The sequence below is a fragment of the Streptomyces sp. SudanB25_2051 genome, assembly GCF_964272635.1.
Taxonomy (GTDB): domain Bacteria; phylum Actinomycetota; class Actinomycetes; order Streptomycetales; family Streptomycetaceae; genus Streptomyces.
Genome location: NZ_OZ186787.1, coordinates 5,655,320 through 5,668,890, shown reverse-complemented (window position 1 = coordinate 5,668,890; position 13,571 = coordinate 5,655,320). Strand labels below are relative to the sequence as shown.

Below are 13,571 nucleotides of genomic sequence, written 5' to 3'. Positions count from 1 at the left end.
GAGCCCCCGAGCCCCGCCCCGCCGTCCGCCCCAGCCGCCCCGCGCCCCCCGCCCTCAGTCCCGGCGGTTCCCGTACCGCTCCCTGAGCTCCACCTTGCGCACCTTGCCGCTCACCGTCATGGGGAAGGCGTCCAGGACCTCCACGCGGCGCGGGATCTTGTAGTGCGCGAGGCGGTCGCGGCAGTACGCGGCGACCTCCTCGTAGGTGGGCGGGTCGGCCGGGTCGCGCGGGATCACGCAGGCGAGGATCTCCTCCCCGTACCGCTCGTCGGGCACGCCGACCACCTGCACGTCGGCGATCTTCGGGTGGCCGTACAGGAACTCCTCGATCTCCCTGGGGTACACGTTCTCGCCGCCCCGGATGATCATGTCCTTGATGCGGCCGACGATCTGGACGTATCCGTCCTCGCGCATCACCGCCAGGTCGCCGGTGTGCATCCAGCGGCCCGCGTCGACGGCCTCGGCGGTCCGTTCGGGCTCGTCCCAGTAGCCGAGCATCACCCCGTACCCGCGGGTGCACAGTTCGCCGGCCTCGCCGCGCGGCAGGGTCACGCCGCTCACCGGGTCGACGACCTTCACCTCCACGTGCGGCAGGACGCGGCCGACCGTGCCGGTGCGGCGCTCCAGGTCGTCGTCGCGGCGGGTCTGCGTGGAGACGGGCGAGGTCTCCGTCATGCCGTAGCAGATGGACACCTCCGCCATGTTCATCTCCGTGACGACCCGCTTCATCACCTCGACCGGGCAGGGCGAGCCGGCCATGATCCCGGTGCGCAGCGACGAGAGGTCGTACGCGGCGAAGTCCGGCAGGTTCAGCTCCGCGATGAACATGGTCGGCACCCCGTACAGGGAGGTGCAGCGCTCCTGCTGGACGGCGCGCAGGGTGGCCTCCGGCTCGAAGGAGGGCGCGGGGATGACGACGCACGCCCCGTGGGAGGTGGCCGCGAGGTTTCCCATGACCATGCCGAAGCAGTGGTAGAACGGCACCGGCAGGCAGATCCGGTCCTGCTCGGTGTAGGCGATCATCTCCCCCACGAAGTAGCCGTTGTTGAGGATGTTGTGGTGGGAGAGGGTGGCGCCCTTGGGGAATCCGGTGGTGCCCGAGGTGTACTGGATGTTCACCGGGTCGTCGCAGGACAGCAGCGCCTCGCGCGCGGCGAGCTCCGCCGCGTGGCCGGGGGTGGCGCGGGCGATCAGCTCGTCCCAGGTCGGGTCGCCGATGTGGACGGTCTCGCGCAGGGCGGGGCACTCGGAGCGCACCTGTTCCACCATCGCCCGGTAGTCGCTGGTCTTGTGGGCCAGGGAAGCGACGAGGAGGCTCACCCCCGCCTGGTTGAGGACGTACGCCAGCTCGTGGGCGCGGTAGGCGGGGTTGATGTTGACCATGACGGCGCCGACGCGGGCCGTGGCGTACTGGACGAGCACCCACTCCGGGCAGTTGACGGCCCAGATGCCGACCCGGTCGCCGCGCTCGACGCCCGACGCGAGCAGGGCGCGGGCCAGTTCGTCCACGGCGGCGCCGAACTCGGCGTACGTCCAGCGGCGCCCGGACGGGACGTCCACCAGCGCCTCGCGGTCGGGGAAGCGTTCCACCGCCCGCGCCAGATTGGCGCCGATGGTGTCGCCGAGCAGCGGCGTGCCGCCGGTGCCGTGCGCGTACGAGAGCTCCTTGACACCGCTCACCGGTGGTCCTCCTCGCGGTACTCGGCGGCCGACCCCTCCGCCGTGCGGCGGCGGAGCTCGATACGGCGGATCTTCCCGGACACGGTCTTGGGCAGGTCCGCGAACTCGATGCGGCGGACGCGCTTGTACGGGGAGAGGACCGCGCGGGAGTGCGCGAACAGCGCCTTCGCGGTGTCCGGTCCGGGCTCCCAGCCGTCGGCGAGCACGATGTACGCCTTCGGCACGGTCAGCCGCAGCGGGTCGGGCGCGGGCACGACGGCGGCCTCGGCGACCGCCTCGTGTTCGAGGAGGGCGCTCTCCAGCTCGAACGGCGAGATCTTGTAGTCGGAGCTCTTGAAGACGTCGTCGGCGCGCCCCACGTACGTGAGGTATCCGTCCGCGTCGCGGGAGCCGATGTCGCCGGTCCGGTAGTAGCCGCCCGCCATGGCCTCGGCGGTGCGCTCCGGGTCGCCGTGGTAGCCGGTCATCACCCCGACCGGGGCGGCCGAGAGGTCCAGCGCGATCTCGCCCTCGTCGGCGCCGGGCCGGCCCGTCACCGGGTCCAGCAGCTCGACGCGGAAACCGGGGCTGGGCCGCCCCATGGAGCCGGGCTTCAGCGGCTGGCCGGGGCTGTTGGAGATCTGGACGGCCGTCTCGGTCTGCCCGAACCCGTCCCGGACGGTGACGCCCCAGGCGCGCCGCACCGCCGCGATGACCTCCGGGTTGAGCGGCTCGCCCGCCGCGACGACCTCCCGGGGCGGGGTGCGCAGCGCGGTCAGGTCCGCCTGGATGAGCATCCGCCACACGGTGGGCGGCGCGCAGAAGCTGGTGACGCCGTGCCGGTCCATCTCGGCCATGAGGCGGGCGGCGTCGAAGCGCGTGTAGTTGTGGATGAAGACCGTGGCCTCGGCGTTCCACGGCGCGAAGAGATTGGACCAGGCGTGCTTGGCCCAGCCGGGCGACGAGATGTTGAGGTGCACGTCGCCGGGGCGCAGACCGATCCAGTACATCGTCGCGAGGTGCCCGACGGGGTACGAGGTGTGGGTGTGCTCCACGAGCTTGGGGCGTGCGGTGGTGCCCGAGGTGAAGTAGAGCATCAGCGTGTCGGAGGCGTCGGTGGGGCCGTCGGGGGTGAAGGCCGCGTCCGCGGAGTACGCCTCCTCGTACGGCGCCCAGCCGGTCCCGTCCGGGGTGCCGCCGACGGCGATGCGGGTGTACTCCCCCGGCACCTCGTCGAACTTGGCCGCGTCGGCCGCGCGGACGACCACGTGCCGGGCCCGGCCGCGTTCGACGCGGTCCCGCAGGTCGGCGGGGCCCAGCAGCGGCGTGGCGGGGATGACGACGGCGCGCAGCTTCATCGCCGCGAGGGCGGTCTCCCACAGTTCGGCCTGGTTGCCGAGCATCACGATGATCCGGTCGCCGGCCCGTACGCCGTGCGTGTCGCGCAGCCAGTTGGCGACGCGGGCGGAGCGGGCGGACATCTCGGCGAAGGACAGCCGGGTCTCGGTGCCGTCCTCCTCCACGATGTGCAGCGCCGTCCGGTCGTTGCCGTCCGCGATGGCGTCGAACCAGTCCAGCGCCCAGTTGAACCGGGCGGGCCGGGGCCAGGTGAACCCGGCGTACGCCGCCTCGTAGTCCTCCCGGTGCCGTAGCAGGAAGTCCCGGGCGGCCCGGAACTCCTCGGTCGCGCCGCTACCCGACATCTGTGTCCTCCTCGTTGCGGGACCTGTTCGCGCCATCGTGTAATCAGTGACCCAGGTCTCACTACCCCCGTACGGGGGTGAAGCGGCGGGCGGGAGCGGTGCGCGTGGGTGAACGGGTGCGCGTGGGTGGACGGCGGAGCGAGGCGGCCGAGCTGCGGACGGCGCTGCTCCGGATGCGCCGTGCCACGGGGCTGCCGGTGGCGTTCGGCGGGCTGCTGGACGACCGGCCCCGGGCGCCGCTGCGGATCGAGGAGCTGTCGGGCGCGTCGTCGGAGGTGCTGCGCGGGCTGGTGATCAGCCCCGGCAGCGGCCTGGGCGGCCGGTCGATGGCGCTCGCGCGGCCGTGCGCGGTGACGGACTACCCGGTGGCGCGGCACATCAGCCACGAGTACGACCAGCCGGTCGCCGCGGAGGGCCTGCGATCGGTGCTCGCCGTGCCGGTGGTGGTGGGGCGCCGGGTGCGGGCGGTGCTGTACGGGGCGCTGCGCACGCCGCTGCCGCTGGGCGACCGGGTGCTGGACGCGGCGGTCGCGGCGGCGCGGGACATGGAGCAGGCGCTGGCGGTACGCGACGAGGCGCGGCGCCTCCTGGCCCCGGAGCCCGGCAGGGGCGCGGCCTGCGGCGCGGCCGGGGCGCCCGGCGGGGCGGGGGCACCGGACGGGGCCGGGGCGCCGGGCGGGGCGGCGGCGTGGGAGGCGGTGCGGGAGGCGCACGGGGAACTGCGCGCGCTGGCCCCGCGCATCGCGGACCCGGCGCTGCGGGCCGAGCTGCTGGCGGCGTGCGGCCGGCTGGCCTCGGCGGCCGGGGCGCCCGCGGCTGGCGCGGAGGGGCGGGCGCCGCGGGTGGGGCTCGCGCCCCGTGAGCTGGACGTGCTGGCGGCGGTGGCGACGGGCGCGACCAACGCGGACGCGGCGCGGCGCCTGGGGCTGCGGCCCGAGACGGTGAAGGGCTACCTGCGGTCGGCGATGCGCAAACTGGGCGCCCACACGCGGCTGGAGGCGGTGGTGGCGGCCCGCAGGGCGGGCCTGCTGCCGTAGGACGCGGGGCGTGCGGGGCCCTTCACCCGGCGACGGTGCCGAACCGCACGTCGTACGGCCGTCCGCCGCCGAGGAGGCCGAGCATCCGCCCGGCCTCTTCCACCACGGCGGTGCGGGCCGCGCGCCCGAGGGGGGCGAAGGGCTGCACGGTCACCGTCACCGGCCCGTCCGCCGCCTCCTCCAGCCGCCAGAGCCCGGCGAGGAAGCCGTCGAGGAGGAAGGTGCGGTAGGCCTGGTTGCCCTTCCAGGTGCGGGCCTTGTAGACGTCCGGTACGAGGCGGGTGCGGTCGGCGTGGGAGAGCAGGACGTTGTCGTACTCGGGCAGGAAGCGCGGCGGGGCCGGGGTGTCGGGGTCGGGGCGGGGCGCGTCGGGCAGGTCGAACAGCTCGGTGCCGTGCGGGTCGCGGAAGACGAGGAGGCGGGGCCTCAGCCGGGCGAAGGCGTCGCGCAGCCGGGTCAGTCCGGACCAGGTCTGCATGTCCTTGACGGAGGCGGGCCCGAAGGCGGCCAGGTAGCGCGGGACGAGGTCGTCCAGGCGGGCGGGCGGTACGGGACCGGCGCCGGGGCCCCGGCCGAGCCACACGTCGACGGTGGTCAGCGCGACCTGCCCGCCGCGCTCCCACAGTCCGCGCGGGGTGGCCTGGACGAGGGGCAGGAGGCAGCGCGCGAGGCCGGTGAGGGCGAGGGGGTCGGCGTCGGGCCAGCGGGTCAGCAGCACCGCGCGGATCTCCTTGGGGGTGCGGGGCCGCTCCTCCACGAACGGCCGGACGAGCGCGGTCAGGGCGTCCAGGTCGACCCCGGGGCAGCGCTTGGCGAACATCCGCACCTCGCGGTCCCGGGCGGGCATCGTCAGCGGGATCAGCGCCAGGGCGTCGTCGGCGGTGTGGGTGTGGAGGGTGGAGCGCATGGTGACGGTCCGGACCGCCGCGCGGCGCTCCATGAGCCCGGACAGCTCCTCGGGCCGGAACCCGTCGAGGCGGGCGGCGAGGGCCTGGTAGGGCGGCTTGGTGTTCTGCGCCTGGAGGCCGACGAGGTGGCGTACGGCGTCCTCGGCGCCCATGGGGGCAGGGCACAGGAGGAGCTGGCGGGCGAGGGTGGCACGGTTCAGGGCGCGGAGGGAGAGCTCGGGCGGGGACGTCGTGGCCATGCCCGGCACGCTACCGAGACTCGCGGACACCTTCTGTCCGCGAGGCGTACGGATTGCGGCCATGCCGGGGCAAAGCGGTGCGTATATCCTGCACGGGGCGTGCGCCGCCACGCCCGTACGAGTGAGCCGGCGAGCGGGAGGTGAGCGCGGAGGATGACGCTGCCGTCGAGGAAGCACCACCGGCGCCGCGCGCGGGAGCAGGCCCCGCCGGACCCCGTCGCGGCGCCCGGTGCGCCCGCCGCCCCGGCCAGTGTCGTGGAGGCGGCCCTGTACCGGGACGGGCGCAGGGTGGCGTCCCCGGCGTCGCTGTCGGAGACGTACCGCCGGCTGCGCGAGGAGCCGGACGGCATGGCGTGGATCGGACTGCACCGGCCGTCGGAGCGGGACCTGCTGTCGCTGGCCGTCGAGTTCGGCCTCCACGAGTTGGCCGTCGAGGACGCGATGGAGGCCCACCAGCGGCCGAAGCTGGAACGGTACGGCGACACGCTGTTCGTCGTCCTGCGCGCGGCCCGCTACCTGGACGCGCAGGAGGAGGTGGACTTCGCGGAGCTGCACGTCTTCGTCGGCCCGGACTTCCTCATCACCGTCCGGCACGGCGCCGCCCCGGACCTCTCGGCCGTGCGCCGCCGCATGGAGGACACCCCGGAACTGCTGGCCCTGGGCCCCGAGGCGGTGCTGTACGCGATCCTCGACGCGGTCGTCGACGGGTACGCGCCGGTGGTGGCGGGTGTGCAGAACGACATCGACGAGATCGAGACCGAGGTGTTCCGCGGCGACCCGGAGGTGTCCCGGCGCATCTACGAACTGTCCCGCGAGACGGTCGAGTTCCAGCGGGCCACCCGCCCCCTGGTGGGCATGCTCCACGGCCTGATGGCGGGCTTCACCAAGTACGGCACGGACGAGGAGCTCCAGCGCTACCTGCGGGACGTCGCCGACCACGTCACGCACATCAGCGAACGCGTCGACGGCTTCCGCCAGGCACTCACGGAGATCCTCACCGTCAACGCGACCCTGGTGACCCAGCAGCAGAACGCCGAGATGCGCGCCCTGGCGGAGGCGGGCTTCGAACAGAACGAGGAGATCAAGAAGATCTCCGCGTGGGCGGCCATCCTCTTCGCCCCCACCCTGGTCGGCACGATCTACGGCATGAACTTCGACCACATGCCGGAGCTCCACTGGCTGTACGGCTACCCGTTCGCGATCCTGCTGATGGCCGTGGTGTGTACGAGCCTGTACGTGATCTTCAAGCGCAGGGGCTGGCTGTAACGAGCGGACCCCCGCGTGCTCATCGGCCTTTCTCGGCCGCCGGCGTAGTCACCACCGTTCCCACGCGATGAACGGGGCTCCGCCGCCGCGGCCCGCGGTGACGAGCAGCCCGCCGACCTCGTACATGGCGCTCACCGGGCTCGGCACCGGGTCGCGGAAGTGGCGCTCGTCGGTCTCGTCGCCGTCCCGGGCGTCGAGCTCGATCAGGGTGGTGATCGCCTCGGCCTGGGTGGACCACTCGCACAGCACCGTGACTTTGCCGCCGTTCACCGTCATCGCCGCCGCCGGATCGTCCATCTCCTCCGACCAGGCTCTCCGGCCGGTCTTGAGGTCGAAGGCGATGACCGTGTGGTGGTTGCCCTTGTGCCAGTAGCCGGCCAGCGCGTAGAGGCGGTCGCCGGCGACCGCCGTCTGCATCAGGCTGCCCGCGTCGATCACGCCGTCGTCGCCCTGGGAGAAGTCGATGGTGGGCCGCGGACGGCCGTTGTCGTCGAACGAGGCGAACAGGCCCGTCGCCCCCTGGTTCTTGTCGGACGATCCGATCGCCAACACCAGCGGGTCGACCGCTTCGATGTAGACGCTCGTCGCCGGGTCGAGGGGGCGGCGCGCGTCGATGGGAACGTTCCACTTCAGGGCGCCGGTGGTGCGGTCGAACGCGGCCACCGTCAGCTCGGAGACCTCGCGCTTGTCGCGTCCCCCGGCCTCGCAGGAGAGGACGGCGACCACCCGCTTCTCACCGACGGCGACCTCGTCCGGCCCGCACCGGTCGGGCAGTGGGGCCGTCCATCGGAGCGTGCCGGTGCGCAGGTCCAGGCCGCGCAGGGTGGCCTTGCCGCGCGCGCCGTCCGTCTTCGCGGGGCGCTCCTGCGCATCGTGCTCGGGGTCGCGCAGGTCCTCGGCCACCACGGCGAGGTCACCGCCCGCGTCGAGGTCGGGGTTCGGCAGAGCGGCGGCGTCGCCGAGGTCCTTGCCGCGTTCCCGTTCCTCCTTCCACAGCTGCCGGCCGCTCCTGGCGTCCAGGGCGATGATGGTCGTGCAGGGCGATGCAGGCTGCCCGGCGCTGTCGCGGCCGCCCGCGCTCTGGACGACGAGCACGGCTCCCGCACCGGCGTGCTCGGCGCTGTCGCAGATCTCGCCCCGGGCCGGCGGCACGTACTCCCAGAGCTTGCCGCCCTTGCGGTCCCCGGTGAGCGCGTATCCGCTCACCGCGTCGTAGCGGCTGCGGACGGCGACATCACCGACGACCCAGTTGTCGTCGCCGGCGGTGGCCTCCGCCCCCCGGTCCTCCGCGGCCGCCCAGGACTTCAGCATGGCGTCCCAGGGCAGGTAGCCCTCGGCCGAGAGGAAGAAACCCACGAGCGTTCCGATCCCGCCCAGCAGGACGGCCAGGGTCACCAGTGGACCCGCTGCTCCTCTTGCCGACATCCCGCGCCCCCCAAGGCTGCACGTGTCCCGAATCCCCGCGCGGCAGCACCCCCCTGGCGTCCGCCGCCGTCCACCCGGCCCTCGGCCGTGCGAGCGGAGATCATCCTAAGGGTGACGTCCCCGGGCACGCGTGCGGACCGTCCCGTCACGGGGCCGGGCATACGGGCCGAGCCACCACGGTCGCACGCGCCGCAGGCCAGGGCGGCCGGGCCGTCGGGTTCCACCGGCGCCCGCCCTTCCCGTTCCTCCAGGTCGCCTGGCCCGACGCGGGCGGGGGCTTCCACTGGGAGGAGCGGGCCGCCCCGGCGCACCGGAGCTCCCAGCCCTCGCTGTGGCTTCCGCCCGGTGAGCATCCGCCCGGGGTGTGGACCGCCGGGATCTGACGGGGCGTGGGTCCCGCGCGCCGCCGCCGTGCCACGCGGGCTCACATGTACTGGAAGTAGCGGTCCCACCAGGACGGGGGCAGGTCGTCTTCCTCCTCCGCCTCCTCGTCGTCCTGGGCGGCCAGCGCCGCCAGGATCGCCTCCGCCTCCTCGTCCTCCCCGAGGCTCGGGCCGTCGTACGGCTCCAGCAGCAGGGCGACGGGGACGTAGACGCAGCCGAGTTCCCCGCACAGGTCGTCCAGCCATGTCACGAACGGGGCGCTCAGGCCCTCCTCGCAGCCCGGCACGCCCCAGGCGTCGCCCGTGCCGGCGGTGACGAACGGGCCGAAGTTGCTCAGCAGGACCCACAGCGGCCGGTCCGCTCCCGAGGCGCCCGCGGGGACGGAGACGTAGCCGAGGAAGCTGGCGTCCTGCCCGTGACCGGCCGTCACGGACGGGCCGAACCGCCGCCGCAGGGCGTCGGCGAGGCGGGCGAAGCGGGCGCGGGCGGCGGGGACGTCGTAGTCCGCGGGCAGTTCGAGGTGCGCGGGGTCGTCCTGCTCGCGCAGCAGCGCGCGGAGGCGGTCGGGGGGAAGCATGGGTGTCCTTACGCGGTGGGGCGGGGGCGGGAGCGGGCGGCGTCCCGCCGGGGGTGAGGGCGGTGCCCTCGGAATGCGGCCGGGGCGGCGGCCGGACCGGCCGCCGCCCCTTCAGACCCTCGGGCCGTGTGTGCCTCAGGCCGTCGGGCAGTCCCTCGACGCCGACGGGTAGGCGGTGATGACACGGTACTTCTTGCTCTTGTACCGGGTCACGATGCACAGGAACTTCTCGCCGCCGTCGCCGATGGCCTCGTCGTACTCGACGGGGAAGACCTTGTTGCCGCGGTTGAGGATCGGGTCGCCGCTGCGCTTCTTCCACGCGTCGTCGATGAGCGCGAGCAGCGCGCCCTGGTCCTTCTCCTTGAACACGCCGTGCAGCGGCTTGTCCGGGTTGGGCCGGGTGTGGTCCATGACGTGGTCGATGCGGTGCCGGTTGGCGCTCTCCCGCATGTAGACCAGGCCGCCGGGCGACTGGAAGATGTCGTTGCCCAGGTTCTGGAAGCCCACGGGGCAGCTGAAGGAGGTGGACGCGCTCGCCGACATCGCCGTGAACGCGGCGAAGCTCGCGAGCGACCTGGCGCACAGCGCGAAGGCCGGGTTCTTGCCGAACAGCTTGCGGAAGAAGTCGTCCGCCTTGGTGCCCCACTTGCCGAACTTGACGCCCGCGGCGCCCCAGCCGGCGAACGGCACCATGCCCGCGCAGGAGAGACCCGCGTCGATCTTCTTGCCCTCGCCGAAGTACCAGGCGCAGTTGGCGCCGTCGGCCACCTCGCCGAAGCCGGGGATCAGGCCGAGGACGTCGAGGGAGAAGTGGCCGCCCTCGGAGAGCAGCTTCCCCCAGTCGATGTCGTCGAGCTTCGCCATGTACTCGGCGAACTCCTCGTCCTCCGCCCGCAGCGCGCGCTCTTCCCACTCGGCCGCGACATCCGCGAAGTGCTGCCTGATCTCCTCCTGCAGCTTGCGGAAGGCGACCTCGCCGGCCGCGGTCGCGGCCTTGCTCGCCGCCGCGGCGTCCTTGCCGGCGGCGATCGAGGAGGCGTACGCGGCGTCGGCGGCGGCCCAGGCGTCGGCCGCGGAGGCCTGCGCCGCGGCGGCGGACGCCTGGGCGCGGCTGGCCGACAGGTCGGCGCTGCGGGCGGCGTTCTTCGCGTCGGCCTCGGCCGCGCGGGCGGCCCGTGCCGAGGCCGCGGCCTCGGCTGCCGACTTCTCGGCGGCGTCCGCGTGGGCGTCGGCCTGCTGGGCGTACTCCGACGCCTGCGTCGCGGATGCCTGCGCCTGCTGGGCGTACTCGGCCGCCTCGGCGGCCGCCTTGCGGGCCTCGGCGGCGACCTTCAGGGCGAGCGCGGCGTTCTGCTGGGCCGTCGCGGCCGTGCGGGCCGCGCCGGCGATCATGCCCTGGAGCCGGGACACGTGCGTCGCGGTGAGCTTGTCCTGCCGCGCCGCGCGGTACTGCTCCACCTGGATGAACCGGTGCAGCACCTGCGGCGGGCCGTTCAGCGCCACATCGGCCGCGGCCTTCATCTCGGGTCCGCCGAAGCTGCGCAGCTGGACGGCGCGGACGCGCTCGTCGCTGGTGCGGGCCGTGTAGAAGCCGGTGTGGATGAACTCGCGCATCCGCTCCGTCGAGCCGGAGTCCAGCGCCTCCTGGCCCGCCTTCATCACCGCGGGGCCGCCGTTGTTCATCAGCTGCGTGACGCGGACGCGGTAGTCGTTGCGGGCCGCCTCGTGCTGGCCCGTCGCGATGAACGCGCTGATCTGCGCGGCGTCGCCGTTCAGCGCCGTCTTGGCCGCCGTGCGGACCGCCTCGTAGTCGGAGTCCCACGCGAGGTTGACCGTACGGGCGTGCTCGTCGCGCTTGACGGCCTGCTGGAAGCCGGTGCGGATGTACTCGACGACCAGCTCGTCCGACCCGGCGAGGGCGGCCTCGGCGGTGGTGGCGCTCCACATGCCGCGCGTCTTGGCGACGTGCAGGGCGACCTTGCGGGCCTTCGCGGCGACGTCGGCGAGGTTCACGCCCGGGGCGCTCACCTCGGTGGCGAGGCGCTGCGCCTCCGCGTCGGCGGCGCGGGCCTCCTCGGCCTCCCGCAGTTCGCGTGCCCGGCGCTCGTCGTCGGCGATCTTGAGGGCCTTGGCCTTCTCGACCTCGGTGTAGCGGCGGTCGGCCAGCTCGGCCGCCTCGACCTCGCGGGCGACGTCGTAGGTGGTCTTGGCCTGGGCGACGGCGGCGGTCGCCGTGTCGGCGGCCTTCTTGGCCTCGTTGGCGTGCTTGGTGGCCTCGGTGGCCGCGACGGCGGCGTCACCGGCGTGTTCGGCGGCCGCCTCGGCGGCCGCGGCGGCGTTGCGGGCGTGGGTCGCCGCGGAGTTGGCGGCGTCCCGCGCCTGGCGGGCGGCGGTGGCGGACTTCGCGGCGAGCGCGACGGCCCGGTTCGCGGCGGCGGTGGCCGCGGCCGCGTGCCGGCGGGCGTCGGCCGCCGCCTCCCGGGCCCGCTGGGCCTGGGCGCTGGAGACGTTGGCGTGGCCGCTCGCCGCCTCGGCGGCCGCGGCGGCCGCGTCCGCGTTGGCACCGGCGCTGGCGGCGGCGGTCGCCGCGACACCGGCCTCGTCGGCGGCGGTCGCCGCGTGGTCGGCGGCCTTGGCGGCGGTCTCGGCGCCCTTGGCCGCGGCGTACGCGCCTTCGGCGGCCTTGCGGGCGGCGTCGGCCTTGGTGGCGTCCGTCGCGGCGTCGGCGGCGGCGCCGCGGGCGCGGGCGGCGGCCTGGGCGGCGGCCGCGGCGGCGGACGCGGCCTGGGCGGCGGCGCTCGCGGCGATCCGCGCGGAGGTGTTGGCGGCGCGGGCGGCGCCGATGGCCTCCTGGGCGGCCTTGGCGGCCCCGCGGGCGGCGTCGGCGGCGCGGCCGGCGGCGTTGGACGCCTTGATGGCGTCCTCCTTCGCCGCGGCGGTCTCGACGGCGGCCTTCTGGGCGGCCTCCTTGGCGAGCTTGGTCGCGGCGATGGCGCGGGCGGAGGCCTCCTTGGCGGCCTCGGTCTCGACGCGGGCCTGCCGGCCGGCCTCCTCGACCTGGGCGACGAGGTCCTCGATGGTGGCCTGCTCCTGGTCGCGGGCCCGCGCGATGTGCTGGCCCACCTCCAGGAACTCGGTCACGTCCTCGGGCGTGCCGTCGAGGGCGACCCGCGCGGCCTCCTGGGTGGCGGGGCCGCCGGTGCTGAGGATCTGCACCACCTGGACGCGCTCGTCGTTGCGCCGGGCGTCGTACTGGCCTTCGGTGATGAAGCGCTGCACGTCCTCGGGGGTGCCGTTGAGGGCGGCCTGGCCGACCCGCTTCACCTCCGGCCCGCCGGCGCTGATGATCTGGGTGGCGCGGACCCGCTGGTCCTGGACGAGCGGCGCCTGCCAGCCCGACTCCAGGAAGGCGTCCAGGTCGGCGGGGGTGCCGGCGAGGGCCGCCTGGGCCGCCTCGCGCACGCCCCGGCCGCCCGCCGAGAAGATCTGCACGGTGGCGACCCGGTCGTCGGACAGTTCGGCGACGGCGCGCTCGCTGGAGAGGAACGCCTGCACCTGGGCGTCCGAGCCCAGCAGCGCGGCCTCGGCGGCGGCCTTCACTCCGGGGCCGCCCAGCTTCCAGGCCCGCAGGACCTCGCCGCGCGGGGTGGCGGGGATGTGGTCGGTGCTGGGCGCGTCCTCGGGAGCGGGGGTCTCGCCGGTGGTCGCGGTCGCCGCGGTCGTGGCGAGCGCGGGGGTGCCGGGGAGGCCGACGACGAGCGAGAGGAGCAGGGCCAGGCAGACCGCCCGCGCCGAGTTCCTCGTCGCACGCGTGCGACGGTCAATATCCGGCAGCCGGAAGACTCCGGCCCGGGATCCGCGTCTGTGTATCAAGGTGGGCACAACCATTCATTTCTGGCCAACACATGGTCTGGACAAGGGAGTTCGACGTCGTGAGGATACGTGGCGCATAAAGGCGCCAAGCCGGTGTCGCGGGAGGACGGCGCGAGCGAGCGCACGGTGTCCCGCGAGCCTGGCTGACGGAACATCATGCCGCAGTCCCGTGACGGCCGTTCGGCCTGGACGGAACGTCCGGTACTGCCGGGAACGCCCTGGTCACCGCCTGTGCGATCGGTGAAGTGATCACCCGTGCCGGGCCGTTGAACTCTTGATATCGTGCGATCGCCGCCGAGACCGGGTGGCCGCACAGGGGCGCTCCGCGACTTCGGCCGTGGACGCGCTCCGGGGGGCGAGGGGGACGTCGTGCCATCCGGGCGGGACATCCAACGCCGCGCCGCGCGTCACCGTACCGGCCGATTCGCGGCCGTCACCGACGCGCGCGACCGGCATGCCGACGGTGCCGACCGGTTCCGGTCAGCCGTGTCCGCATGCGC

Annotated in this window: 8 protein-coding genes; 2 read left to right on the top strand and 6 right to left on the bottom strand. The window is 74.4% G+C overall.

Annotation, left to right across the window (positions count from 1 at the left end; all coding sequences use genetic code 11):
• Positions 1-54: 54 nt before the first annotated feature.
• The gene (locus tag ACSUPT_RS24900) at positions 55-1,680 is read right to left on the bottom strand and encodes an AMP-binding protein (RefSeq protein ID WP_365729955.1); all 1,626 of its coding nucleotides are present in this window, start codon (positions 1,678-1,680) and stop codon (positions 55-57) included.
• Positions 1,677-3,362 carry an AMP-binding protein gene (locus ACSUPT_RS24895; protein ID WP_436945561.1) on the bottom strand — a complete coding sequence of 562 codons (1,686 nt, stop codon included), beginning with the start codon at positions 3,360-3,362 and terminating at the stop codon, positions 1,677-1,679. Before ACSUPT_RS24895 ends, ACSUPT_RS24900 begins: the two co-directional genes overlap by 4 nt.
• Before the next feature lie 122 nt (positions 3,363-3,484).
• Here ACSUPT_RS24895 and ACSUPT_RS24890 point away from each other — a divergent pair, with 122 nt between their 5' ends.
• Positions 3,485-4,399 (top strand): response regulator transcription factor, encoded by a 915-nt coding sequence (locus ACSUPT_RS24890; protein ID WP_436945560.1) that lies wholly within the window; start codon positions 3,485-3,487, stop codon positions 4,397-4,399.
• Between the two features lie 22 nt (positions 4,400-4,421).
• Here the strand turns inward: ACSUPT_RS24890 and ACSUPT_RS24885 are convergent, their stop codons facing one another.
• Positions 4,422-5,546, bottom strand: coding sequence for a winged helix DNA-binding domain-containing protein (locus ACSUPT_RS24885; RefSeq protein WP_399217650.1), 1,125 nt, complete (start codon positions 5,544-5,546; stop codon positions 4,422-4,424).
• Between the two features lie 153 nt (positions 5,547-5,699).
• Between ACSUPT_RS24885 and ACSUPT_RS24880 the strand changes: the two genes are divergently transcribed.
• Positions 5,700-6,812 carry a magnesium and cobalt transport protein CorA gene (locus tag ACSUPT_RS24880; RefSeq protein ID WP_351964633.1) on the top strand — a complete coding sequence of 371 codons (1,113 nt, stop codon included), beginning with the start codon at positions 5,700-5,702 and terminating at the stop codon, positions 6,810-6,812.
• Positions 6,813-6,860: 48 nt separating this feature from the next.
• Here the strand turns inward: ACSUPT_RS24880 and ACSUPT_RS24875 are convergent, their stop codons facing one another.
• The 3 genes from ACSUPT_RS24875 to ACSUPT_RS24865 all read right to left on the bottom strand — a co-directional run bounded on the left by ACSUPT_RS24875 (position 6,861) and on the right by ACSUPT_RS24865 (position 13,071).
• The gene (locus ACSUPT_RS24875) at positions 6,861-8,207 is read right to left on the bottom strand and encodes an outer membrane protein assembly factor BamB family protein (RefSeq protein WP_399217651.1); all 1,347 of its coding nucleotides are present in this window, start codon (positions 8,205-8,207) and stop codon (positions 6,861-6,863) included.
• Positions 8,208-8,661: 454 nt separating this feature from the next.
• The gene (locus ACSUPT_RS24870; RefSeq protein ID WP_365729092.1) at positions 8,662-9,198 is read right to left on the bottom strand and encodes a hypothetical protein; all 537 of its coding nucleotides are present in this window, start codon (positions 9,196-9,198) and stop codon (positions 8,662-8,664) included.
• Positions 9,199-9,333: 135 nt separating this feature from the next.
• Complete coding sequence (locus ACSUPT_RS24865; RefSeq protein WP_436945559.1) at positions 9,334-13,071, bottom strand: hypothetical protein; 3,738 nt, start codon at positions 13,069-13,071, stop codon at positions 9,334-9,336.
• Between the last annotated feature and the right edge of the window lie 500 nt (positions 13,072-13,571).